The 24,855-nt window shown below is 63.3% G+C and carries 21 protein-coding genes; 10 read left to right on the top strand and 11 right to left on the bottom strand.

All coding sequences use genetic code 11. The features are described from left to right. Positions 1-109: 109 nt before the first annotated feature. Entirely contained in the window at positions 110-1,414 is a 1,305-nt protein-coding gene (locus tag DXT74_RS03115) for an ATP-binding protein (protein ID WP_194427303.1), read from the bottom strand. A gap of 3 nt (positions 1,415-1,417) precedes the next feature. Then, positions 1,418-2,143 carry a two-component system response regulator OmpR gene (ompR, locus tag DXT74_RS03110; RefSeq protein ID WP_043636475.1) on the bottom strand — a complete coding sequence of 242 codons (726 nt, stop codon included), beginning with the start codon at positions 2,141-2,143 and terminating at the stop codon, positions 1,418-1,420. Positions 2,144-2,527: 384 nt separating this feature from the next. On the opposite strand from ompR, the gene DXT74_RS03105 reads away from it, so the two are divergent. Beyond that, entirely contained in the window at positions 2,528-2,782 is a 255-nt protein-coding gene (locus DXT74_RS03105; protein ID WP_156038937.1) for a hypothetical protein, read from the top strand. Positions 2,783-3,086: 304 nt separating this feature from the next. Continuing rightward, complete coding sequence (locus tag DXT74_RS03100; protein WP_052370476.1) at positions 3,087-3,557, top strand: hypothetical protein; 471 nt, start codon at positions 3,087-3,089, stop codon at positions 3,555-3,557. A gap of 215 nt (positions 3,558-3,772) precedes the next feature. Here DXT74_RS03100 and DXT74_RS03095 read toward each other — a convergent pair whose 3' ends face one another. Next, positions 3,773-4,588, bottom strand: coding sequence for a transporter substrate-binding domain-containing protein (locus tag DXT74_RS03095; protein ID WP_043636630.1), 816 nt, complete (start codon positions 4,586-4,588; stop codon positions 3,773-3,775). 336 nt (positions 4,589-4,924) lie between these two features. Here DXT74_RS03095 and alr point away from each other — a divergent pair, with 336 nt between their 5' ends. Further along, positions 4,925-6,154, top strand: a complete 1,230-nt coding sequence (gene alr / locus DXT74_RS03090; protein WP_194427302.1) for an alanine racemase — start codon at positions 4,925-4,927, stop codon at positions 6,152-6,154. Between the two features lie 117 nt (positions 6,155-6,271). Beyond that, positions 6,272-6,565: a hypothetical protein gene (locus DXT74_RS03085; RefSeq protein WP_081556668.1), complete on the top strand. Its 294-nt coding sequence runs from the start codon at positions 6,272-6,274 to the stop codon at positions 6,563-6,565. Between the two features lie 213 nt (positions 6,566-6,778). Here DXT74_RS03085 and DXT74_RS03080 read toward each other — a convergent pair whose 3' ends face one another. From DXT74_RS03080 to parC, 5 genes are all read right to left on the bottom strand, one after another. Continuing rightward, positions 6,779-6,994 carry a YdcH family protein gene (locus DXT74_RS03080; protein ID WP_043593468.1) on the bottom strand — a complete coding sequence of 72 codons (216 nt, stop codon included), beginning with the start codon at positions 6,992-6,994 and terminating at the stop codon, positions 6,779-6,781. A 311-nt stretch (positions 6,995-7,305) separates the two neighbouring features. Further along, positions 7,306-8,064 carry an ABC transporter substrate-binding protein gene (locus tag DXT74_RS03075; protein WP_052370474.1) on the bottom strand — a complete coding sequence of 253 codons (759 nt, stop codon included), beginning with the start codon at positions 8,062-8,064 and terminating at the stop codon, positions 7,306-7,308. 390 nt (positions 8,065-8,454) lie between these two features. After that, positions 8,455-9,786 carry a sigma-54 dependent transcriptional regulator gene (locus DXT74_RS03070; protein WP_043636466.1) on the bottom strand — a complete coding sequence of 444 codons (1,332 nt, stop codon included), beginning with the start codon at positions 9,784-9,786 and terminating at the stop codon, positions 8,455-8,457. Next, entirely contained in the window at positions 9,779-11,332 is a 1,554-nt protein-coding gene (locus DXT74_RS03065) for a PAS domain-containing sensor histidine kinase (protein ID WP_081556666.1), read from the bottom strand. Before DXT74_RS03065 ends, DXT74_RS03070 begins: the two co-directional genes overlap by 8 nt. After that, a complete protein-coding gene (parC, locus tag DXT74_RS03060) occupies positions 11,329-13,698 on the bottom strand; it encodes a DNA topoisomerase IV subunit A (RefSeq protein WP_081556665.1) in 2,370 nt (789 codons plus the stop codon). The genes DXT74_RS03065 and parC overlap by 4 nt, the downstream gene beginning before the upstream one ends. 166 nt (positions 13,699-13,864) lie before the next feature. On the opposite strand from parC, the gene DXT74_RS03055 reads away from it, so the two are divergent. Further along, positions 13,865-14,332, top strand: a complete 468-nt coding sequence (locus DXT74_RS03055) for a GNAT family N-acetyltransferase (protein WP_081556664.1) — start codon at positions 13,865-13,867, stop codon at positions 14,330-14,332. Positions 14,333-14,407: 75 nt separating this feature from the next. Here the strand turns inward: DXT74_RS03055 and DXT74_RS03050 are convergent, their stop codons facing one another. The 3 genes from DXT74_RS03050 to pdxH form a co-directional block, all read right to left on the bottom strand. Further along, positions 14,408-15,661, bottom strand: coding sequence for a M28 family metallopeptidase (locus DXT74_RS03050; protein WP_194427301.1), 1,254 nt, complete (start codon positions 15,659-15,661; stop codon positions 14,408-14,410). A 95-nt stretch (positions 15,662-15,756) separates the two neighbouring features. After that, positions 15,757-17,250, bottom strand: coding sequence for a M4 family metallopeptidase (locus DXT74_RS03045; RefSeq protein WP_114152861.1), 1,494 nt, complete (start codon positions 17,248-17,250; stop codon positions 15,757-15,759). A gap of 578 nt (positions 17,251-17,828) precedes the next feature. Next, entirely contained in the window at positions 17,829-18,470 is a 642-nt protein-coding gene (gene pdxH / locus DXT74_RS03040) for a pyridoxamine 5'-phosphate oxidase (RefSeq protein WP_043636452.1), read from the bottom strand. A 218-nt stretch (positions 18,471-18,688) separates the two neighbouring features. Here pdxH and hemA point away from each other — a divergent pair, with 218 nt between their 5' ends. From hemA to DXT74_RS03015, 5 genes are all read left to right on the top strand, one after another. After that, a complete protein-coding gene (hemA, locus tag DXT74_RS03035) occupies positions 18,689-19,942 on the top strand; it encodes a glutamyl-tRNA reductase (protein WP_019102442.1) in 1,254 nt (417 codons plus the stop codon). After that, positions 19,942-21,018 carry a peptide chain release factor 1 gene (gene prfA / locus DXT74_RS03030; protein ID WP_043636449.1) on the top strand — a complete coding sequence of 359 codons (1,077 nt, stop codon included), beginning with the start codon at positions 19,942-19,944 and terminating at the stop codon, positions 21,016-21,018. Before hemA ends, prfA begins: the two co-directional genes overlap by 1 nt. A 633-nt stretch (positions 21,019-21,651) precedes the next feature. Continuing rightward, the gene (gene gcvA / locus DXT74_RS03025) at positions 21,652-22,572 is read left to right on the top strand and encodes a transcriptional regulator GcvA (protein ID WP_019102440.1); all 921 of its coding nucleotides are present in this window, start codon (positions 21,652-21,654) and stop codon (positions 22,570-22,572) included. A 286-nt stretch (positions 22,573-22,858) separates the two neighbouring features. After that, positions 22,859-24,439: an MFS transporter gene (locus DXT74_RS03020; protein ID WP_231138262.1), complete on the top strand. Its 1,581-nt coding sequence runs from the start codon at positions 22,859-22,861 to the stop codon at positions 24,437-24,439. Beyond that, positions 24,432-24,854, top strand: coding sequence for a MarR family winged helix-turn-helix transcriptional regulator (locus DXT74_RS03015; RefSeq protein ID WP_114152862.1), 423 nt, complete (start codon positions 24,432-24,434; stop codon positions 24,852-24,854). Before DXT74_RS03020 ends, DXT74_RS03015 begins: the two co-directional genes overlap by 8 nt. Position 24,855 lies beyond the last annotated feature (1 nt).

Genomic DNA, 24,855 nt, shown 5'->3' with positions numbered 1-24,855 from the left:
GAAAACAGCTGAGAAAGCGGAATGGTCACGTGGCACATGAGCATTTCGAAGGTGTACTCACCGTGCCACGTTTCACGATGCGCAGCTGATCGGGTTCTTAAACCGATTCTCAACCGGCGTTCAACGGCAGGTAAACGGCCAGTTTGAAGCCGTCGGACTGATCGCAGAACTCCAGCCGGCCTCTATGCTGTTTGACCACGCGGCTGACGATGGCCAAGCCAAGACCGCTGCCGCCGTCTGTGCCGCGATGTTCGGCCAGCCGTTCAAACGGAGCCAGCGCGATTTCGCGCAGCTCGGCCGGGATGCCCTTGCCGTGGTCCAGCACGCTGAGCACGGCGAAGTCGTCGACTTGCTCGACGCAGACTTCCACCGGCGGCGCGCCGTAACGGCGAGCGTTTTCCAGCAAATTGGACAAGAGCCGCTCCAGCGCCAGTCCGTCGCCCTGCAACTCCGGCTCGGCTCGCCGCTCCAGGCGCGCGTCCATGCCTTCGCGGGCGAAGCGGGACACCACGCTGGCGGCGAGGTCGGCCAATGCCACCGGCTCCAGCCGGGTGGTTTCCTCGGCGCGGGCGAAGTCGATGAATTGGCGCACGATCTGCGACAGCTCGTCGATGTCGGCCAACATATCGTGCTGGTCCGGGCTGTCCTGCTGCAGCTCCAGCGTCAGCTTGAGCCGGGTTAGCGGTGTGCGCAGATCATGAGACAGGCCGGCCAGCATCAACCTGCGCTCGCGCGCGGCGCTGTCCAGCGCCTGCGCCATCAGGTTGAAATTGTGGGCCAGCACTTTCACCTCGCGCGGGCCGTCCTCCGGCACCGCCGCCGGCATGTTGCCGGCGGCCAGTTCTCGGCTGGCCAGCACCACGCGGCTGATTGGCCGCGCCACGCGCCAGGCGACGGCGAAGGCCAGCAAGCTGGCGACGATGGACGCCAACAGCGCCGCCTGGATGATGGTGTTGATCGAGCGGTCGCTGTAGCGGCCGAAGGGCAGCACCAGCCAGTAAGCCTGGTCCAGAACGTGCACATTGACCCACAGTTCGCGACGGTCGTCGATCTGGGCGTAGCGTACCTCGATCGCTTCGTTGAGGCCGTGCGACAGCCGCTGCGCCAGGGTTTCGCCCAAGCGCGGCACGTAGTCGGTGAAGTTGACGCCTTGATCGGCGTTGATCGGCAGCAACCGCGGCAGGCCGGGCCGGTTGTAGCCGGCCAGGAATTCGGCGCGCTCGGTGTTGGTCATCGCCTCCATCGTGCCTTCCAGGAAGGCCAGAGTGTCCACCGTTTGCGAATACAGCTGCTTGTCCAAGAGCTTGTGGCGCTCGCCGGCGGCCATCCACAGGGTGACGAACTGAGTGGTCAGCACCACCAGCACCACCAGCACGGCCAGCCGGAAAAACAGCGAGCCGGTCAGCTTGCGCACGGCTTACTCCCGCGGCGTGCCGTCCGGCACGAACACATAGCCGTAGCCCCATACCGTCTGGATGAAGCGCAGCTGGCTGTCGCCGCTTTCCAGCGCCTTGCGCAGCCGGGAGATGTGTACGTCTATGCTGCGGTCCAACGATTCTCCGTTGCCCTTGCCCAGAGCCATTTCCATCAGTTGCTCTCGGGTCAGCGGCCGGCGCGGGTGGCTGACCAGTACCGACAGCACCGCGAATTCCGCGCTGGTCAGCGTGACCGGCTGGCCAGCCTTGCGCAATTCGCGCTGGCCTAGGTTGAGCACGAATTCGCCGAAGCTCACTTCCTCGTCGGCGTCGTGGCGCGCGCCCAGCGCCGGCGTGGCGTGATGACGGCGCAGCACCGATTGGATGCGGGCGGTGAGTTCGCGGGGATTGAACGGTTTGGGCAGGTAGTCGTCGGCGCCCATCTCCAGGCCGAGGATGCGGTCGATGTCCTCGCCGCGCGCGGTGAGCATGATGACCGGAATGGTTTCGCCCTGAGCGCGCAGCCGGCGCACCACCGCCAAGCCGTCTTCGCCCGGCATCATCACGTCCAGCACCATCAGGTCCGGGCGATTGCGCGCCAACTTGCGGTCCAGGTCTTTGGAGTCCGGCAGGGCCTCCACCGCGTAGCCCTGTTGGCTCAGATAGCGGGTAAGTAACTCGCGCAGCTTGGCGTCGTCGTCGACGACCAGTATCTTATTGTGTTCCATGCGATTTTTCCTCGGAGCGGTGTGTCAGCTTAGCGGCTGGCCCCGGGCTGCGGCAGCGCGCCTGATGAAGATATGTTAAGCCCGTTCTCGCGATCACACACCTTAACAAATCAGAGATTGTCGCTCATGTCTCCCTCATGCCGCGAGTCTAGGCTCCGTAATGAAGTGTTCCGGCGCCTTGGGCGGTTCTCGATGCCTTTGGCATCCGCGGCGCATGGTGTATGCTGTCCGCCCTCGCCGGACTTGGGTCCGGAGTCCCTTTTCCAGCATGTTCGACAGGATAAAACAGGTTTCATGATGCGGTTGCCGATTCTTCTCATATTTGCCTTGCTGCAAGCGCTTGCCGGCGCACCGGCCCTGGCGCGAGGGAAGGAACGCGGCCCCATGCCGCCGGATATGGAACCGGCGCAGGGCCGCCGCTGCCAGGCGCAGCCCGATCCGGACTGCAAGGAATTGCGTCGTCTGCGCAATTTGCGCCTGCGCGAGGCCGTGCAGGACGGCGATTTGCCGAAGGAGCAGATGCACCGGCCGCCGCCCCCGTATTGGCGGATGAGCCCGGACGGCGCCGCGCCGCCGCCGCCGCCTGATCGCATCAAGCCTCATTTCTGGCGAGACCGCCGCAAACATGGTTCGGAATGAGCCTTCTCAGCGTCAAGCCCGGCTGGCGAAGCGGGATTTCTATTGATAAGCTTTGAATAGAGTACGCCAGCCTTTTCATTCCAATTCAAATTCTCATTGCCGGAACGTTTTGCGAAGCAAACCGATTTCGCGGGCATGAGCCTGGCTGGCCATCCGCCGCGCCGATAGCGCGCAGCGTCGTTTTCGCCCAATAGAATTTGTTCATGATCCCGCGAGTCGGGGGCTGCGGCGTGCGGACACGGCGTATCGCTGGAACGCGGCAAACATTGAACAGCTTCAAAGGCGGGCGCGGAGATAACCGGTCATGCGCAAGGGGCATGCCTTGAAAAACAATAGGGGATACGGCGCGTTGCGGCGCGCCTGGGGACTGGGGCTGGCCTTGTGCTGGCTGGCGGAAGCAGCGGCGGCGCAATGGGATTGCAGCCGCGCTACCGCGCCGCAGCGTTGCGAGCTGTACCGCCAGGGCGCCATGGCCTGCAATGATTTGCCGGTCAACGGCCGGCACGCCTGCATGCAGTTTTACACTCCGGCCTTGAGTTGCCTGCGAGAGCGCGACGCCAAGCGTTGCGAAGCCTTGCGGGCGGCGCACAGTTCTTGCGACGGGTTGGAAGGCAAGGCGCGACGCGTCTGCGTCAATGAGCGGCTGCCGCCGCCGGATTGCGCGCGCTCCGCCAATCCCGCGCGTTGCCGAGCCCGCGCTGAAGCCGAACTCAAATGCGCGGACCGTGAGATCGCTCAGCGGCTTTGCGTGCGTCAGGCTTTGCAGCCGGACTAAGAAACTGTTGCGCGTCGTGAGACGCCCCACGGTGAGTACGGCTTCGAAATGCTCAGGTACCCTATGTACACTCCGCTGTCTCAGCCGTTTTCGCCTTGTCTCGCCCTTGCTCGAGAGGTTTTGAACCAGTTCTTAAGCAAACCCCTGATCCCCACAGGTACTGCCTGCGCCGGTGCGCCTTGGCTCGGGTTCTTTGCGAGCTCTTGTGAGCGCTGTCATTTAGCCGTGGTCGGATCAAACCACAGGCTGCGGTCGGCGAAAGGCGTGCTGGGCGGCAGGAAGGGGTTGTCGATGCGGATCAGCCGCCGATGCTTCAGGTCCAGCCGCTGGATCAGGCCGGCATGGTATTTCTGGAATAGCCGCTGGTACTCGCCGTTGCGCAGTATTTGTCTCATGCCCTGATCCACGCGTTGCGCCAGCCGTTGCCCTTCCGCGTCGCGGCCAAACCAAAAATACGTGGGCAGTGGGTAGTACAGCAATAAAGACCGCTCCAGCGCCATGTGCTGATATTGCGGCTGGTACACGCGGATTTCCTCCTCCACCTCCGCCACGCCGCGCGAAAACGCGTCGCCCAGGCCGCGCTCCAACATGCGGAACAGACCGTCGTAATTGGGGTCGGTCACCACGGTCAGCCCGGCCTGTTTCAGGATGGCGTTGTCGCCCCAGCCATCGCCTTGGATGATGCTGAAGCGGCGCAAGTCCGCCAAGCTGGCCACCGTGTTGAAATCCGCTTGCCGCGTGTCCCGGATCAACAGCACGCGATAGCCGAGCAAGCCGCGGTCTATCGGAATCCGCACCGGAAAATAGCGACGTTCGTAGTCGCGGTTGGTTTCGCGGATCACTACATTGAGCCGGCCGCGGGGATGACTCAGTTCCTGCAATTGACGCGCTTCGTTCATGCGCGGCGCGAAGCGCAGACTGTAATCACCCCAATTGGCGCGGGTGGCGTCCAACGCGGCGCGCAGAATGGCCCAATGGTAGTCGTAGCGTTCATCGACGGAGGTTTCCGGCGAGTGGCCGATATAGATCATGCCGGCAGCCAGGGCGGATGATGGCGACCCACAGCCGAACGCGACGAGGACGGCCAGCCAACAGCCGGCCAACCGGCGTAGAAATAGGGATTGCCGCATCGGAAGAACCTCGAAAAAGCGCGCAGACGCAGTGCTCCGCTTCTTCATCATGGATAGCGGCGCCGCGGCGCGCAAGGGTCGCTCGCTGTTGCCGGGTTTGCGTGCGGTCAAGCGATTATGCAAAACAAGGACTAGCAGTGAATATTCATATCGACATGAATATACCAGCCTCCTATCATCTCCCGGATGCCGGAACGGCCTTGTCGGCAAGCGGCATTCACACTCGGGGGACGACTTATGCAATTCAAAAAAACACTGCTGGCCTTGTCGCTGGGCCTGGCCTTGGCGCCCGCGCTGACCATGGCGGCGCCGCCGTTGACCGCCGCCAACAGCGGCTCCACCGCGGAAGCCGCGCGCGGCAACGCCTGGCTGGAAATTGATAAGGCGGCGCTGGATCACAACCTGGCCGAGCTCAAGCGTTTGGTGGGCGCAGACACCAAGGTGTGCGCCATCTTGAAGGCGGACGCCTATGGCCACGGCATTGCCAACGTTATGCCGTCCATCATCGCTCAGGGCATTCCCTGCGTGGGCATCGCCAGCAATGAAGAGGCCCGCGTGGCTCGCGCCAGCGGCTACAAAGGCGTGGTGGCGCGCGTGCGCAGCGCCACGCAGGAAGAGATAGCAGACGGCCTGCAATACGATATGCAAGAACTGGTGGGCAATCTGGAGCTGGCGCGTCAAGCATCCGCGCTGGCCAAGCGTCAGGGCAAGACGCTGCAAATCCATCTGGCCATCAACTCCGCCGGCATCAGCCGCAACGGCGTGGAACTGGCCAGCAAGCAAGGCCGCCGCGACGCGCTGGCCATGCTCAAGCTGCCTAATCTGCAAGTGGTGGGCATCATGACCCACTTCCCGGTGGAGGATAAGGCCGACGTGCAAAAAGGCCTGGCGGCGTTCAATGAGGAAAGCGCTTGGCTGATCAAGGCCGGCGGGCTGGACCGTAGCAAGATCACCCTGCACTGCGCCAATAGCTTCGCCACGCTGGAAGTGCCGGAAGCGCGGCTGGACATGGTGCGCCCGGGCGGCGCCATCTTCGGCGACACCGTGCCCAGCCATACCGAGTATCTGCGCGTGATGGCGTTCAAATCGCGAGTGGCGGCGGTCAACCGTTATCCGGCCGGCAATACCGTGGGCTATGACCGCACTTACACCTTGAAGCGCGAGTCTCTGCTGGCCAACATCCCGGTCGGATATTCCGACGGTTATCGCCGCGCTTTCACCAATAAGGCGCATGTATTGATCAATGGTCAGCGCGCGCCGGTGGTGGGCAAAGTGTCGATGAACACCTTGATGGTGGATGTGACCGAGATTCCAGGCGCCAAGATAGGCGACGAGGTGGTGTTGTTTGGCAAGCAGGGCAAGGCCGAAATCAGCGCCGCCGAGCTGGAGGACATCAACGGGGCCTTGCTGGCGGACCTCTACACCGTGTGGGGCAATTCCAATCCCAAACTGCTGGTGAACCGCTAAATCGGGACGCGTCGCCGCCGCCGCCAGCGGCGGCGGCAGTGTGAGTCTTCACAGTCTGCTGGCGAATTGCCTTGGTTTGGACTTAGATGAATCATGTCCCCGCATCAGGAGTAAGCCATGCAGTTCGACGAAGTTCGCCCCGAGCATTTCACCACGCTGTCCCGCAACCCGTTTCCACATATTCTGATTGACCGGGCCTTGCAGCAGATCGCCGGCGGGAGCGCCGACGGCTCGCAGTTCCGCAAGGATGTGCTGGCCGCCGCGGGCTGGAGCCATGGCGGGCTGACGCCGTTCGGCAAGTACCCGGCCGATGCCTGCGAGGCGTTCAACCGCATCCGTAAAGTGCTGGAAGTCACCCAGGAGCCGGACGCGATCCTGGCGGAGCTGGATAAGGGCGCGCCCAAGGTCTGATTCCGTACATGGCTCATGCAAAAGCCCGCCAGATGGCGGGCTTCGTCATTGCGCGGAGACGCCGGACCTAAGAACCTGTTTACGATCTGCTGCGCGTCGTGAAGCGTTGCACGGTGAGCACGAGTTAAAAATGCTCATGTACTACTTGACCATTCCGCTTTTTCGCTGGTTTCCGACTTGTCTCGCCTTAGCTCGCGAGATCGTAAACACGTTCTAATCGGCCGCCTTCCTCAGGATGGCGTACAACTCGTCCTTGAGCCGCAGTTTTTCCTTCTTCAGGTTTTCGATTTCGAAGTCGGCGGAAGGCTCGATGCGCGCTTCCATATTCTTGATCTTCTGGTCCAGGTCGTTGTGTTTGTTGAACAGGCGGGTGAAGTGATCGTCTTCGGTTTTCAGCTTGCTGATCAATTCGCGGTATTCGGGAAACATGGGCGACTCCTTGGGCGGGTGGATACATGGAGCGGCTAACGACACGGGCCTGAGCGAAGCGTGAGGGCAAAATCCTGTGGTCGTCAGCGATCGGATACTGCCAAACCATGCTAACACCGCGCAGCGGCGAAGGTTATTGATCCAGAGCAGATACCCACCCTTAGGCCAGCCAGGCGCAGCAACAGGTTTCCAGGGCGTGTTCAAAGTCTCGCGAGCAAGAGCGCGACGCGGAGTGTACATGGGGTACATGAGCATTTCGAAGTCGGTTTCAACGTGGTATCGCCGATGCGTAGCAGACGATGAACAGGTTCTCAGGGCTTGAACCAAGGGCGTCCGTGCTGGGTGGGAAGCTGATAGCGCTTGGCCAGTTTCTCGTAGCCGCCGGCGGCGGCGAAGCGGCGCAGGCCCAGATTGAAACGGTCGCGATCGCGGACATCCCGAAAGGCCAGCCGGTAATGAGTGGGCGTGAATAGCGCGTATGGACAGAGCCTGGCTTTGATGTCGATCTCGCGGCGGAGATCGTGGCTAAACTGCTGGAAGATATTGACGTCGGAAATCGCCACGTCGGCGCGCTCGCTGTACAACAGGCGGTTGAGGGTGATCTGTGGCGATTCCTCGCGATAGGACGGAATCTGCGGCGTCAGCGCGGCGAAGGCGGGGCCGAGATAAAGGTGGGCGCCCTGAAAGGCCGCCACTCGGAAGCGAACCAGGTCCTCCAGCCGCTGCAGGTGGATGCGACGTTTGCACAGCGTGATCGCCATGTTCTGGTAAACGATGTAGGGCTCGGAAACATGGCCGCCGCTGTTGGCGATGGCGGCGTCCACCTGGCCGCTTGCCAGCCAGTTGTGCGCGCGCAGATTGGGGCCGAAGCGGATCCGCGGCTGATAACCGGCCTGGCTCAAGGCCTGGCTGACGATGTCGTATTCCACGCCCTTGCCGCGCTCCGCGTCGATATAGGGTTGTTTGGTTTCGCCCAGCGCCACCCGCAGCGACGGCAGGGCCCCGATCTGGGCGCTGAGCAGCAGGGCCGGCAGGGCGCGGAGGACGAGATGGAGCGGCGTGAAAGCCATGGGCCGGTAGCGAATATCGATATGGTTGCAATGGCGCGCCCGCGGGCGGGGCCGTCGAATAGGTTCTTTATAGCCGCTGGCTCGGGTCTGGCCTTGTCTGATGAGAGGACGCGGGCCGCGGCTGCCGCATTGTAGCGATTGCGAGGCAGTGCTTCCCAGGTTTCCGGCGGAGAGCCGGCAAAAAGCGAGAATATGGCTTATCCACAGAGTTTGGCGCAATACCGTGCTTATCCACAGCGCGCTTAGAGCCTGTTTACGATCTCGCGAGCAAGAGCGGGACAAGACGAAAACGGCTGAGAAAGCGGAATGTACAAAAGCGGTAAATGAGCATTTCGAAGGGGTACTCACCGTGTAACGCTTCATGACGCGCAGCAGATCGTAAACAGGCTCTTACTTGATGCCCAGCCTTTCCATCCGATAGCGCATCGATCGGAAGGTGACGCCCAGCGTCTTGGCGGCCTGGGTGCGGTTGAAGCGGGTGCTCTCCAGCGCCTTGAGGATGGCTTCGCGCTCCACCCGGTCCAGAAAATCCTGCAGCGCCTCGCCATCGGCGCAAGTTGGCGCCTCTCCATCGCCCTGGCCGCCGTGATCGCTAGGCAGCAGTTGCAGATCCCGCAATTCAATGCGGGCGTCGTTGGCCAGGGCCACCGCGCGTTCCAGGATGTTTTCCAGTTCGCGGAAGTTGCCCGGATAGTTGTATTCCAGCAAGGCCTTGAGCGCCGCCGGCGCCAGCCGCGGCTTTTCGTCGGGGGAAAAGCGTTCCAGCAGGCTGGCGATGTAGCGCGGCAGGTCCTCGCGCAGTTCGCGCAGCGGCGGCATGCGCAGCGGCAGCACGTTTAGCCGGTAGTACAGATCCTGGCGAAAGTTGCCGGCGTCTACCCGCGCCGCCAGGTCCTTGTGGGTGGCGCAGATGATGCGCACGTCCACCGCTTCTTCCTGGGCGTTGCCCAGGCGGCGCACTTTCTTTTCCTGAATCGCGCGCAGCAGTTTGACCTGCATCGCCAGCGGCAGGTCGGCCACTTCGTCCAGAAACAGCGTGCCGCCGTTGGCTTGTTGAAAGAAGCCGTCGCGGTCGTTGTCGGCGCCGGTGAACGCGCCTTTGCGATAGCCGAAGAATTCGCTTTCCATCAGCGTTTCCGGGATGGCGCCGCAGTTGACCGGGATGAATGGCCGTTCGGCGCGCGCGCTGTGCTCGTGTATCATCCGCGCCGCCTGTTCCTTGCCGGTGCCGGATTCGCCGCTGACGTAAACCGCGGCCTGGCTGCGCGCCAGCTTGCCGATCAAGCGCAGCGCTTCCTGGATCGCCGGCGATTCGCCGTCCAGCCGCACCGCGGCCTCGGTTTTGCCGTTGTCCACACGCAGCACGGATTTCACCAGGCTGCGCAATTGAGCCAGGCTGACCGGTTTTTGCAGATAGTCGAAGGCGCCGGCCTTCATCGCCAGCACCGCGTTGTCGGTGTTGCCGTAGGCGGTGATCACGGCGATGGGCACGTCCAGGCCCTGTTCGGCGATATGGCGCACCACTTCGATGCCCTCGCCGTCCGGCAGGCGCATATCGGTCAGTGCCAGGTCGAAGGGCTGGCTGTTCAGGCTGAGTTTGGCGGCGCCGACGCTGGCGGCGGTGGCCACGTCCAGCCCCATCTTGATCAGGGTCAGTTCCAGCAGTTCGCGGATGTCCGGTTCATCGTCGATCACCAGCACGCGCAGGGAGGATTTAGCCATAAGCCTTGTGACAGATCAGACGGAACACGCCGCCGGGCGGGCAGTAGTCCAAGCGCGCGTCGTTGGCTTCCGCCAGTTCGCGCGCGATGTACAGGCCCAGTCCGGTGCCGGCGCTTTCCGTGGTGAAAAAGGGTTCGAACAAGCGGGCCTGGGCATCTTCGCTCATGCCTGGGCCATCGTCCATTACCTTGATGGTCAGGTGATTTTCCACTTCGCCCACTTCGATGCGCACCGCGCCCGGCTGTTTGCTGGAGTAGCGCCAGGCGTTGGCCAGCAAATTGTTGAGAATCTGGCCAAAGTGGCCACGGTCGAACTGGACCGCGGCGGCCTGCGCCTGGTAGACGCAGCAGATTGCGCCGGCGGCGGCGGCTTCCACTACGCCGAAGTGGTCCAGCAGCTCGTCTAGAAAGGGCTGCAGCCGTATCGGCTCGGGTTTGATCCGGTCGCGGCGGTTCAAGGCCAGCACTTCTTGCACCATGTGGTTGATGCGCTTGCTGTTGCCCTGCACGATGCGGATCAGCCGCTGGCGCGCGGGGTCGGTTTCGTCTTCGGCCAGCAGGTCGGCCGCGTGGTTGATCGCCGACAGCGGGTTGCGGATTTCATGGGCGATATTGGCGGTGAGTCGCCCCAGCGCCGCCAGTTTGACGCGTTTGCCCTCCTCCGCCATGTCCGCCATGTCGCGCATGAACAGCAGGAGCGCGTGGTCGTCGCCCACCAGTACCGGCACCATGCGGCCCACCAATTGACGCCCGCGGATGTTGCGGTCGATGAAACTGGGATTGGGCTGGCAGCCGTTGTGCCGCCAGCGCTCCACCAGCGGCAGCAGTTCGGGAACGACGTGGCCGCGGCGCATGGCGCCGAAGTAGCGCGCCGCCTGATTGTTGAACTGGCGCAGCAGGCCAGAGGGATCCAGCACCACCACCGCGTCGCGCTGGCTTTGCAACACCAGTTCGTTCAGGCGGTTGAGGTTGGCGATCTCGCCGCCGCGGCGGGTGGCCAGCGCTTCGGAGTCGCGCGCCACGCGGCCCAGCTTCCAGGTAACGATGGAGGTGATGAAGCCGGCGGTGGCCAGCAGCGCGGAGTAGTAGAAATCCGAGCCGCGGCCTATGCCCAGGTATTGCTCGACGCCGACGAAGGACAGCAGGATCAGAGTGGCGATGGAGGCGTAGAACAGCGCATAGCGGCCCGATGACAGCAGGCCGGCCACCGCCAGATAGGGCAAGAGCAGGATGCCGTAGCCGCTGCGCACGCCGTCGTTGATGCCCATCAGCAGCACAATCATCGCGATGTCGGCGGCGATGGCCAGCGTCAGTTGCAGGGTGTGGGCCAGCCGGCCGTTGCGCAGCAGGAACCAGGCGCCGATCAGAGCGGCGTAGACGCCGCTCCACAGATAGAAGGCCTTGCCGCCGGCCACCAGCGATTCGCCTTCGCGGTTGGCGAACAAGGACATCGCCAGCAGCACCAGCAGCAGCGCCGCCCGGAAGCTGTTGATGAAGACCAGCCCGCTGCGCGGGGTCAACGGCGTCGGCGGGCGGTCCTGGTTCATGTCGTCGGCAGCTCGCTGATGGCGCTGACGCTCCATTTCTTCGGCATCAGCTTGCCCTTCTTGCCGCGCTTGCCGGCGAACTCCGCCAGCGCCAGTTTTTCATCGGAGGCCTTGCCGCGCACCGACAGCGTGGACAGCAGCGCTTTTTCGCCGTTGACCAGGCCGATGGCGGTGACGGCTTCGCCCTCTTCCACCGCCATCAGCATCAAGCCGCGGCCCTTGGCCAGCTCCTTGAGTTCGGCGGCCGGGAAGGCCAGCAGGCGGCCGTTGTCGGCGGCGGCCACCAGTTGGGTGGCTTCAATGATGCCGGCGGCCGGCAGCGGCGCGGGGGTCAGCACGGTTTCTTCCGGGTTCAGCGTCAGGAAGGCTTTGCCGGCCTTGACCCGTCCGGCCATGTCGCCCAGCTTGGCGATGAAGCCGTAGCCGCCGGAACCGGCGACGACAAAGCGGGCCTCGTCCTTTCCGGATAGCATCTGGGCCGGCTTGGCGCCGTCCTGCAGGTCCACCAGCGACGCCACCGGCACGCCGTCGCCGCGGCCGGTGGGCACGTCGGCCGGGTCCACGGTGTAGGCGCGGCCCTTGCTGTCCAGCACGATCACCGACCACACAGTGCGGGTTTCCACCACGGTGTGCAGCGCGTCGCCGTCCTTGAAGGCCAGCGCGGCGAGGTCCACGTTGTGGCCGACGCGGGCGCGGATCCAGCCCTTCTGCGACAGGATGATGGTGACCGGTTCGTCGGCTATGGTCTGGGTCAGCACCGCGCGCTCGGCGGTCTTGATCTCGCTGCGGCGCTTGTCGCCGTACTTGGCGGCGTCGGCCTGGATTTCCTCGCGCATCATGCTGCGCAGCGCGTCCGGCGTGTCCAGCACGTGGCGCAGGCCTTCGCGCTCCTCGCGCAGATCGGACAGCTCTTTCTCCAGCTTGAAGCCTTCCAGCCGCGCCAGTTGACGCAGGCGGATTTCCAGGATGTCCTCCGCCTGGATCTCGGTCAGGCCGAAGGCCTTGATCAGGTCCGGCTTGGGCTCGTCGGATTCGCGTATCACGCGTATCACTTCATCGATATGGATGAAAGCGATCATCCGGCCTTCCAGGATGTGGATGCGTTTTTCCACCTGGGCCAGCCTGTGCTGCAGGCGGCGGGTGACGGTAACGCGGCGGAAGTCCAGCCACTCGCTGAGAATGGGCTTTAGGCCTTTCTGACCCGGCCGGCCGTCCAGGCCTATCATCACCAGGTTCATCGAGGTGTTGCCTTCCAGGCTGGTCTGCGCCAGAAGGATGTTGATGAACTCGTCCGGGTCCTGGCGGCTGGACTTGGGTTCGAACACCAGGCGCACCGGACACTCGCTGTCGGATTCGTCGCGCACGCGGTCCAGCAGCGACAACATCAGGCTCTTCAGGTTTTGCTGGTCCTGAGTCAGCGCCTTCTTGCCGGTCTTGACCTTGGGGTTGGTGGCTTCTTCAATCTCCGCCAGCACTTTCTGCGCGCTGGAACCGGGCGGCAGCTCGGACACGATCACGCGCCACTGGCCGCGCGCCAGCTTTTCCACTTCCCATTTGGCGCGCACGCGCACGCTGCCGCGGCCGCTCTCATAGGCGGCGAGGATGTCTTCTGCCGGGGTGATGATCTGGCCGCCGCCGGGGAAGTCCGGCCCGGGCACGTATTGCATCAGCGCCGCGGTATCCAGCTCAGGGTTGTCCAGCAAGGCGATGCAGGCGCTGGCCACTTCGGTCAGATTGTGCGGGGGAATTTCGGTGGCGAGACCCACGGCGATTCCGGAGGCGCCGTTGAGCAGCACCATGGGCAGGCGCGCCGGCAGCAAGCGCGGTTCCTCGAAGGCGCCGTCGTAATTGGGCACGAAGTCCACCGTGCCCATGTCGATTTCCGACAGCAGCAGGTCGGCGATCGGCGTCAGCCGCGCCTCGGTGTAACGCATCGCCGCCGCGCCGTCGCCGTCGCGGCTGCCGAAGTTGCCCTGGCCGTCGATCAGCGGGTAGCGCAGCGTGAAATCCTGCGCCATGCGCACCAGCGCTTCGTAGGCGGAGCTGTCGCCGTGCGGGTGGTATTTACCCAGGATTTCACCGACCACGCGCGCCGATTTCACCGGCTTGGCGCCGTGGGCCAAGCCCATGTCGCGCATCGCGTACAGGATGCGCCGCTGCACCGGCTTCTGGCCGTCGGCCACTTCCGGCAGCGCGCGGCCCTTGACCACGCTCATGGCGTATTCCAGATAGGCGCGCTCAGCGTAGAGGTCCAGTGGAATCCACTCGCCGTCGTTGGCGTCCGCCGCGGGCGGAGTGGGCGGCGGCGGGGTCAGGGCGGCGGCGCCGTCCGGCGTATTCTCGGCAAACAGATCGTTATCGTTCATATGGGCAAGGCAGGAGGTGAATCGGTTAGCGTTCATCGGCCGGCGTTTGCGCCACGGCAAAGCCTGTCCTCACGGTTATAGCTGGCGAGGACGCGTTGTCGTAAGCTTGGCCCGGACGCGCCGCAAGCCGGCCGATGATAATGAATCAGTTCAGGGGAATTCTACTATGGCAAACCGAGTTGCGTGGCACTGCCACCGTTTCGATGGTTTTACGCCGCTGGCGTTGTATCGGGCCTTGCAGCTGCGCGACCAGGTGTTCGTTGTGGAGCAGCAGTCGATTTACGGCGATGTGGACGGCGTGGATGTGCACTGTCTGCACCTGTCCGGGCACGACGACGGCGGACGGCTGCTGGCTTACGCGCGTTTGATTGCGCCGGGGGAGAAATACCCGGACGCGGCGGCGATAGGCCGGGTCGTGGTGGCGCCGGAGGCGCGCGGCCAGGGCCTGGGCAAGGCGCTGCTGGCGCAGGCGGTGGCGCAGTGCCGCGCGCATTTCCCCCAGGCGGCCATCATGTTGTCGGCGCAGACCGACGCGCAGGCCTTGTACGAGAGCTTCGGCTTCCACGCGGTGTCCGAGCCTTACGACGACGGCGGAATTCTGCATGTGGATATGCGGCGCGAGGCCGGCGCTTAAAACCATTTCATCGAGCCTTCCGCAATGAAAAACCCACCCCGCAAAGGGGTGGGCGCATCAAGCGGAAAGGCGGACTCAGCGTTTGACCGCCGGGCCGTCGCTGCCCAATTCCACCGCGTAGGCCAGCGCCAGTTGCGAGAACTTCAGCGCGTGGCGAGCCTGGTTGCCGGCGCTGGCGAGGGTGTCGCGCACGGTGTGGATGTTGGGGTTGGATTGGTTGAAGGCGGATTCGAACGGGAAGGATGCCGGATAGCCGTTCTTGTGCCAGGAGGCGTGGTCGGAGCACGCATAGCCGCAAGAGCTGTAGCCGACGGTCAGATTGGGCAGATAGGTTTCGGCCAGATTGGCGAGGAAGGTGTTCTGCGCCGAGTTGGTGTAGTCGGTGAACAGGAAGATGTCGTCCTCGCTGCCCTGGTAGTTGGTCATGTCCAGTTGCAAGGCGCCCACCACGTTGACCTTCTGTTGCTTGTAGCGGTTGGCGATGTCGGAGGAACCCCGCAGGCCCACTTCTTCCGCCGCGTAGGCCATGAACTTGATGGTGCGGCGCGGCTGATAGTTGTTGGCCAGCAGCACGCGGATCACCTCGGTCAGGCTGGCGATGCCGGAAGCGTCGTCGTCGGCGCCCGGCGCGCGGCTGTTTTCGCCGGTGCCGCTGCCCACGGTGGAGTCCAGGTGGCCGCCCAACACCAGGGTTTCAGCGGCATTGTCCTTGCCCTTGATGGTGAGGATTACCGATTTTTGCGGCCAGGCGCTGTGGGCGAACTGCTCCACGGTCACGTCGCTGCGGCCGGCGGCCAACTGCCGCCATTGATTGGCGATCCAGTTGGATGCGTTGACGCCGTGGCTGGTGGTGTAGAAGCGGTTTTGGTAGTTGGACAGGGATTGGATGGTGCCGAGAATGTTGCTGTCCTGCAGCTGTGGCAACAGCTTGTTGACGGTGGCCTGGTCGTTGATCTGGTAGCTGGGCAGCAGCGTGCCGGCCACCGGCGCCTTCAGCGCGGTGCGCGCGTCCTGCAGATCCTTGTGCACGATGAAGCCGCCGCAATGACGCAGACTGTGGTGGATGGCGTCCGACAACTGCGGCAGCACGCTGTCGTCCACTTGCACCAGATGGACTTTTTCGGTGGCCACGCCCTTGGCGGACACGCCGGCCGGCAGCGCGTTCACCGCCAGCTGGCGGCTTTCCTGGCTGCGGCTTTTCGGGCTGACTTGTTGTAGCAATTGGTAGGCGTTGTCGCCGATGGAAATCCATACCGGCGCGGCCTGGACGGCGCTGGCCAGGCTGGTGGCGGCCAGCAGCGCGACGAGACTTGGTTTGAGAGTGAGCATTCCGGAATTCCTGAGCGATGCCGGCCATGGGCGGACCATGGCCGGCGGATGGGAGAAACGGCGCGAATCGTCATGACCGCGCCGTCAGACGGTCATCAGCTGTCGCAAGCCACGCCCACGGTGGAGAAGGCCTTGGTGACGTCCGCGCTGTTGTAACCGCGCGCTTCGGCTGCTTTCTCCACGCCGCAAGCGGCGCTGTTGTAAGTGGCGTTGGCGGTCCAGTACAGGCGGTTGGCGTCCACGAACACTTCAAAGGCCTTGCGGGTGTTCCAGCCGGGGCTGGTGGCGATCAGGTAGAACGCCTTGTTGTACACGCCGCTGGAGTAGTGCACGTCCAGGCCGCTGGTGTAGTCATTGGCGTGTCCGATGGAGCGGCCGTCCTTGGTCGGGTCGGCGAAGTAGCGCAGCGCGCCGGTCTTCTTGAAGATCTCCGCGCCCACCAGGAAGTCGTTCTTGCCCTTCATGTAGTACTCGGCGGCTTCGCCGGCCATGTCGGAGAACGCTTCGTTGATGCCGCCCGACTGCTCGCTGTAGACCAGGCCGGAGTTCTGCTCGGTGAAGCCGTGGCTGACTTCATGAGCGGACACATCCAGCGATACCAGCGGGTAGAAGCGGGTGGCGCCGTCGCCGAAGGTCATCGCGCTGCCGTCCCAGAACGCGTTTTCATAGTTGCGGCTGTAGTGCACCTTCATCAGCAGCTTCTGGTTGATCGGACGCAGGTTGAACCAATCCTTGTACAGGTTGAACACCACATTGCCGAAGTAGTGGGCGTCGTTCAGCGGCGAGTAGGCGCCGTTGATGGCCTTGTAGGTGTTGGTGGGGCAAGCGAACTTGTACGGGGTGGTGCCGCTGGTGCCGCCGTTCAGGTTGATGGTGGCGACATTGCCGCTGTCCATCTTGCAATCGCTGGTGACGACCAGCGGGCCGTAGTCGGTGCCGTACAGGTATTTGCCGGTCTTGGCGTTGCCACCGGGGCCGTTGGCGTCGTTGTGGTTCAGGCCTTCCCACTGTTTCAGCACCTGACCGCTATTGGCGTCGACGATGAAGTGCGGACGGCTGGGTTCCTTGCCGCCCTCCACCAGGAAGGACACCAGATAGACCAGCTGGGCGGTGTTGCGCTTGTCCAGGCGCACCACCAGTTCGGTCTTCTCGTTGCGGGTTTCATAGCCGTTGGCCTTCAGTGCCTTGGCGTTGGCCAGCACCTGGGAGGCGCTGAGCGCCGGCTTGACCGAAGCCAGGTCGGAGGCGATGCCACGCACATAGTAGCCGGACAATTTGCTGGCCGCGGCGGTGGACGAGCCCTTAGCGAATTGCTTTTCCTCTACGACGGCTTCGCCCCATACCGGCACGCCCTGATAGTACTGCTGGTAGCGGGTGATGACTTTGCCGTTGGGGAATTGCGAGCTGCGCTGCGCCTTGAGTTCGCCCTGGTTGATGCCGGCGGCGCTGAACGCGCTGGTGCCGGCGGCGAGTTTGCTGGATTTGCTCAGCGCATCCAGATTGACGCGCTCGGCGGCTTGGGCGGAGCCGTAAGCCAGAGCCAGCGCGGACAACACCAATACGCGAACCATCGCAGTTTGGGTTTTCATCACGAATTTTCTCCAATGTAGATCAGCGGGACACGGTAATGGCCCGCGTCAAGCCGGCGGATCTTGCGTAAAGGCCGCCGGCGCCAGACAGGCTTGCGCCTGCCCTTTCGGACGCTTGGAAATCTCTCCGAAGATGGCTGCCGCCATCGGGCGGGGTTGAAATTCTCTGCGTCCCTTATGCGTTCCCGACATGGGACATCGCTCTGAACATGGGAAAGGAGTTGCTGAAATCAGAGGACGTTGGCTTGGTTTGTTCTGACGACCACTTGCCAAATGCATAAATTATGTATTGGTTTTTCCGCCTTGATATGCATCTGTTCTAAGTGCCAGTTGCCTGGATACTTGCGGCGGCGGGCATGACCGAAATCAAAGCAGGGCGTCGAATCCTTGGTAGACAAGGAGAAGAGAGGGAAACATCAAGAAAATGAAAAGCCGCATCATCCGGATGCGGCTTGTTGCTATGCGGCAACATCCAAATCGCTATAAAAGCGGACAAACTGTCTAATTATGGATGGTTGCAATTTTTTGCTCATGCATAAAGCGCATGATATCAATGAGTTGTTCTCACCCGGGTAGGGTCAAGGCGCCAGCCGCGCAATCTTCCAGGCGCCGTCTTCCAGCAAGGAATACTGCACTCGGTCATGTAGCCGGCTGGGGCGGCCTTGCCAGAATTCCAGCCGGTCCGGCGTCACCGCGTAACCGCCCCAGTGCGGCGGCCGGGGCACGTTCAAGGGGTGTTTGACCCCAAACATCGCCGCGCGCGACACCAGCACGCTCTTGGAGCTGATCTCGCTGCTCTGTTCGCTGGCCCAGGCTCCCACGCGGCTGGTGTAAGGCCGGCTGGCGAAATAGGCGTCCGAGATTTCCGGCGCCACCTGGGCCGCGCGGCCCTCGATGCGGATCTGCCGCTCCAGCTCCGGCCAGAAGAAGGTCAGCGCCACATAAGGGTTGTCGTTCAACTGGCGGCCTTTTCGGCTTAGATAATTGGTGTAGAACAGCAGTTGGCCGTCCTCCACGCCCTTGAGCAGCACGATGCGCGAAGTGGGACGTCCGTCCGCTCCGGTCGTGGCCAGGTTCATCGCCGTAGGCTCTGGCACTTGCGCGGAGATGGCCTGGTTCAGCCAGTTCTCCAGCTGGGCCAACGGGTCCGGCAGGCACTCCTCCGGCGATAGTTCTTGCTTGGAAAAATCCTTGCGGATGTCTGCGAGGTTCAGCGACATTTCGTCCTCCTTGAAGGGGCTATCTTATGCCAGCTCCGCTTGGACCATATAGGGGTTTGCGCAAGAAGAGCGCGCTATTTTAGACGGCGCGCGGCGCTGGATTCTGCTATGTCATATAAGGCGCTGACGACGGACCGGCGGGGCTTGCCCCCGCAGCGCAGGACGTGCGGTTCAAGTTAGGCTAAAATACCCCATTTCTTTCCGCGGCTTATCCGCCCATGCATCTGTTCGCCCTTGGTTTGAACCACCATACCGCACCGCTCTCCATCCGGGAAAAGCTGGCTTTTCCTGCGGAGGTGTTGCCCAAGGCGCTGGACAGCCTGGTCAGCTCGCATGCGGCGCGCGAGGCGGCCATCGTCTCCACCTGTAACCGCACCGAGATCTATTGCACCGGCAGCGATCCGCAGGCGGCGCTCAGCTGGCTGGCCAAGTTTCACGGCCTGGCGCTGGCGGAGATGCAGCCCTATCTTTATCAACTGGACGAGGCCAACGCTGCGCGTCACGCTTTCCGCGTCGCTTCCGGCCTGGACTCCATGGTGCTGGGCGAGACCCAGATCCTGGGCCAGTTGAAGGACGCTGTGCGCAGCGCCGAACACGCCGGCACCATGGGCACCCTGCTCAACGGCCTGTTCCAGCGCACCTTCGCCGTAGCCAAGGAAGTGCGGTCCAATACCGCGGTGGGCGCCAGCTCGGTGTCGATGTCGGCGGCGGCGGTCAAGCTGGCCGAGCAGATTTTCCCCACCATCGGCGAACTGAATATCCTGTTCGTCGGCGCCGGGGAAATGATAGAGCTGGTGGCCACCCACTTTGCCGCGCGCAACCCCTCCTGTATCACCGTGGCCAACCGCACGCTGGAGCGCGGCCAGCGGCTGGCGGAGCAGTTCGGCGGTAACGCCGTCACCCTCGCCGAGCTGCCGGACATCTTGCCGCGCTACGACGTGCTGGTCACTTCCACCGCCAGCCAGTTGCCCATCATCGGCAAGGGCATGGTGGAGCGGGCGATCAAGGCGCGTCGCCACCGGCCCATCTTCATGCTGGACCTGGCGGTGCCGCGAGACATCGAAGTGGAAGTGGGCAAGCTGGCCGACGTGTTCCTGTACAGCGTCGACGATATCGCCAGCGTGGTGGAAGTGGGCAAGGAAGCGCGCCAGAGCGCGGCCGCGGAGGCCGAAACCATCATCCAGGCGCGAGTCTGCGAATTCAGCGACTGGCTGAAAAAGCGCGAAACCGTGCCGCTGATCCGCGCTCTGCGCGACGACGCCGACCGGTTGCGCCGCGCCGCGCTCGACGCCGCGCTCAAGCAGCTGGCGCGCGGCGAAGCGCCGGAGCGGGTGCTGGAAACCCTGTCGGTGCAACTGACCAATAAATTGATGCATCCCCCCACCCGGGCCTTGTCGTCCGGGCGCGGCGCGGAGCACGACGCGCAGGTGGAAGCCGTGGCGCGTCTTTATCGTTTACACCCGGAGTCGTAATGAAAGCGTCAATTGCGGCCAAACTGGCGCAACTGGCCGACCGTCTGGAAGAGGTGACCCACCTCCTGGCCAGCGAAGCGGCTACTCAAAATATGGATGCGTTCCGCAAGCTCACCCGCGAGCATGCCGAACTCACCCCGGTGGTGGAAACCTACCAAAGCTATCGCCAGTGCGAGAGCGACATCGCCGCGGCGGAAGACATGTTGTCGGACCCGGAGATGAAGGAATTCGCCCAGGCGGAAATCGCCGAGGGCAAGGACAAACTGGCGGCGCTGGAACTGGAGTTGCAAAAGCTGCTCTTGCCCAAGGACCCCAACGACGAGAAAAACATCTTTCTGGAAATCCGCGCGGGCACCGGCGGCGACGAGGCCGCGCTGTTCGCCGGCGACCTGTTGCGCATGTATACCCGCTTCGCGGAGCGCAACCGCTGGCAGGTGGAGATTGTTTCCGCCAGCGAATCCGACTTGGGCGGCTATAAGGAAGTGATTGTGCGCCTGATTGGTTTCGGCGCGTTTTCCCGGCTCAAGTTCGAGTCCGGCGGCCACCGCGTGCAGCGGGTGCCGGTGACCGAGACCCAGGGCCGCATTCACACGTCCGCCTGCACCGTGGCGGTGATGCCCGAAGCCGACGAACTGGCCGACGTGGTGCTGAACCCGTCCGACCTGCGCATCGACACCTTCAGGGCCAGCGGCGCCGGCGGCCAGCACATCAACAAGACCGACTCCGCGGTGCGCATCACCCATATTCCGACGGGGATTGTGGCGGAGTGTCAGGACGGCCGTTCCCAGCACGCCAACAAGGCCAGCGCGATGCAAGTGTTGGCGGCGCGCATCATGGACATTCAGCGCCGCGAGCAGCAGCAGAAGGAGGCGGCCGAGCGCAAGAGCCTGATTGGCTCCGGCGACCGCTCCGAGCGTATCCGCACCTATAATTTTCCACAGGGCCGCATCACCGACCATCGAATCAACCTGACCTTGTACAAGCTGGATTACGTGATGGACGGCGACCTGAGCGAACTGACCGACGCTTTGATCGCAGAACAGCAGGCGGAATTGCTGGCGGAATTGGGAGAGTGACCGCGGGTCGGTACTAGCAAGGATTATTGCGTTGCCGCTGTCGGCGCAACGCGCTACACTCGCAAACTCAAGAACGGGCGGTTTGCCGCCCGCGCCCGCGGGCAGGATTGTCGCGCGGGCTTATTCTCCGAACTTTGGGCCACTCGCGTGGCCTTTTTTCTTGTCCGTTCACCGGAGAGCGGGCAAAAAAAAGCCGGGCCCTGTCTGAACCCGGCAATGCCCAACGTGGATTGGCAGTCAATCTGGCGACGCCGCCGCATCTTGCGGCGACACGCGGTAAGCGGTGGAAAATTCTCCGTTGCAAGCGGATGTCATCCTGTAATATTTATAATCCGTTACTATTTCAGTACGGATAAAGCCTTAGGCTCGGGAATGACGATTCCGTTTCCGGGCAAGCCAAGGCCGGGCTTGGTTTTGGCTGTGGACGCCGCGTTGGAAATCGGGGAGCGCGGCATAGACGGCTCAATCGGCGGGGAGAGCGAATCGCCATGCCATTGTTGCATGACGGCGGTCTGCATGCCGCGGAGCGCCGTTCAAAAGCCCAGCCGTGTCCGGCATGCCTAGCATACGATGTTGCGCCTGGCATGACAAAGCAGTTAATTTCATGATAACCATGATAAAAAGGCATGTAAGATGAAGCTGCCACCGCTGAATGCATTACGCGTATTTGTCGTTGCCGCCGAGCATTTGTCCTTTACCCGCGCCGCCGCCGCGCTCAGCCTCACCCAAGGGGCGGTTAGCCGCCACGTGCAAACGCTGGAGGAATACTACGGCGCCACGCTGTTCACCCGGCAGGCGCGCGGGCTGTCGCTGACCGCCGAAGGCGAGGCGCTGATCAAGCCGGCGCGCGAAGCCTTTCAATTGCTGAACGAAGCCAGCGAAGCGCTGCGGCTGCGGCAAAGCGATTTGCGCGTGCGCATGCCTCCCACCCCGGCAATGCGCTGGGTGCTGCCTAATCTGCCGGATTTCCAGACCCGCTATCCGGAGTACACGCTGCACCTGGTGACTCAACTGATTCACGACAAGCCGTTCAACCGGGCGGAATACGATCTGGCGGTGGTGGGCATGGCGCGCGCCGAGGTGGCGCCGGATCTGCGCACCGAATGCATCTGCCGCGAGAAGCTGATTCCCGTTTGTTCGCCGGCCCTGCTTAACGGCAAGCATCCGCTGAACACCCCGGACGATTTGCGCCACCACACCCTGCTGCACCCCTGGCGCGATCAGGACACCTGGAAGCGCTGGCTGAAACTGGCCGGCGTCAATGGCGTGAACCCGGAAAGCGGCGTCACCTTCGACGCCTCCGAATACGCGCTGCATGCCGCCGTCGCCGGCATGGGCGTGACCCTGGCCCAGGTGTCCATGGTGACCCAGGACCTGGATTCAGGCCGGCTGGTCATGCCTTTCGACACGGTGCTGGAAACCGAGTGGAGCTATTACCTGGTCTATCCGCACGAGCTGGCGGAGCTGCCCAAGGTGAAGGTGTTCCGCGACTGGCTGGTGGCCATCCTGGCCAAGAGCGAAGCCAGCAGCTGGCTGGCGCGGCGCGGCTATTGAAGCGCGCGGCGGCGTGCCCGCGCCGCCGCCTCTGCACCTGTTCACGATCTGTTGCGCGTCGTGGAGGCCTGACACGGTGAGCATGCCTTCGAAATACTCATATACGGTGCGTACACTCCGTGTTCTCTGCCGTTTTCGCCTTGTCTCGCTCTTGCTCGCGAGACTTTGAACAGGTTCTAAAAGCCCGTCCCAAGCCTGCTTTGTAAATCTTTGTGTCCGGTTCTGGATTCCAGGGCGTTATCGGTGCAAAATAATTGACTAGTCAATTATTGATAGGTCAACAAAAATGAGCACTTTAGCCGCAAGCGCTGGAGCGGCCGGCGCGCTGGATTTCCGCCAGAAAGTGCTGGCCATGCTTGGTCTCTGTTTCGTGCTGCTGATGGTGGCGCTGGACCAGACCGTGGTGGGCACCGCCATGCCCACCGTGGTGGCGGAGCTGCACGGCTTCGATCTCTACGCCTGGGTAGGAACCGCCTATCTGCTGACCTCGGTCATCACCGTGCCCATCTTCGGCAAGCTGGGCGACGACCACGGCCGCAAGCCCTTCGTCTTGACCGCCATCATCCTGTTCACCGTCGCCTCCATGCTGTGCGGCCTGGCTCAGAACATGCTGGAGCTGGTGCTAGCGCGCGCGCTGCAAGGCGTGGGCGGCGGCATGCTGGTGGCCACCACCTTCGCCTGCGTGCCGGACATGTTTCCCGAAACCGCGCAGCGCTTGCGCTGGCAGGTGATGCTGACCGCCGCTTTCGGCCTGGCCAACGCGGTGGGCCCGACCCTGGGCGGTTTTCTCACCGAATATCTGGGATGGCGCTGGGTCTTCTTCGTCAACCTGCCGGTGGGCCTGGCCAGTCTGTGGTTTGTCTGGCGCTATTTGCCGGCGATGCGCCGGGCCGGAACCGCGTCCAAGCTGGATTGGCAGGGCGGCTTGCTGATCGCGACGCTGCTGGGCTCGATGCAATTGCTGGTGGAATGGCTGCCGCTGCATAAGCCGCTTTGGCTGATGGCCAGCCTGGGGCTGAGCAGCCTTGCCGCCTTGGCCGGCCTGTTGTGGTGGGAGCGGCGTTGTTCCAATCCGCTGCTGCCGCTGGACATGTTGAGCCACCGCAGCCTGGCGCCCTTGTTCGGCCTGTCTTTGCTGTTGGGCGGTGGCATGTTTGCGGTGATGTATTACGCGCCGTTGATGTTTCAGGGCGGTTTTGGCTTGTCCCCGAACCAGGCTGGCCTGCTGGTGACGCCGCTGGTGGTGTGCATCACTCTGGGCAGCATCCTGAACGGCCGCATCGTCACCCGGGTGCGCCGCCCCACCCTGTTGCTGGGCTTGGGCTTGCTGCTGTTCGCCTTCACCGCCGGCGCGCTGGGCTGGGTGAACGCCGCCACCGGACACGGGGTGGTGGCCATGCTGATGGCGGTGGGCGGCTTGGGTTTGGGCCTGCTGCTGCCTAATCTGACCATCTTCGTTCAACAGAGCGCGCCGCGAGAACAGCTTGGCGTGGCCACCGCCATGATCCAGTCCACGCGGATGATAGGCGGCATGCTGGGCACCGCGCTGGTGGGTGTGTTCGTCACCCACCGTTACGTCGCCGGCGTCAACGTCTTGTCGACCGAACCGCAATGGCTTGCCTGGCTGCGCGATCCGCAAATCCTGCTCAGCCCGGAAACCGCCGCTCGCTTCGAACAGCTGACAACGGCGGCTCGTATCAATGGCGGCGCCTTGCTCGGCGCTTCCCGGCTGGCGCTGGTGGACGCCATCCACCTTAGCCAGTGGCTGGTGGCTGCGCTGGTTGTGCTTGGCTTATTGCTTGTGCGTCGAGTCCCGCATGTAGAATTGCGCGATGTCAAAACCAAGACGGCGGTAATCCATGACTGAACGCGCCCCCAATCTGCTGCAGCAAATCGGCCGCACAGGCCGCGCCATGTACGCGGCGTTTGAGCAACAGGTGGGCTACCCCTTGCCGCGCTGGCGCATCCTCGCCGCGCTGACCGATCTGGAGCAGGCGACGCAGAAACAGCTGGCTACCCGGCTGATGATGGATCCGGGCGCGCTGACGCGGCAACTGAAGGGGATGGAGGAGGAAGAGTTGGTGCGGCGCATCACCGACCCGGCCGACAACCGCCAGACCTTGGTGACGTTGGCGCCGGCGGGTCAGGCGCTGATAGAGGCGGTGCAACCCAAGCGCGAGGCTTTTTTCCAGCATGCGCTGGCCGACATACCCGCCAGCCAGATGGAAACCACGTTGGAAGTGCTGCACCGGCTGGAACAGCGTTTCCGCGGCCAGGATTAGA

This window comes from Chromobacterium sp. Rain0013 (assembly GCF_015291765.1).
GTDB lineage: Bacteria > Pseudomonadota > Gammaproteobacteria > Burkholderiales > Chromobacteriaceae > Chromobacterium > Chromobacterium haemolyticum.
The sequence above is the reverse complement of the archived record's forward strand: the minus strand, read 5'-3'. Positions and strand labels throughout refer to the sequence as shown.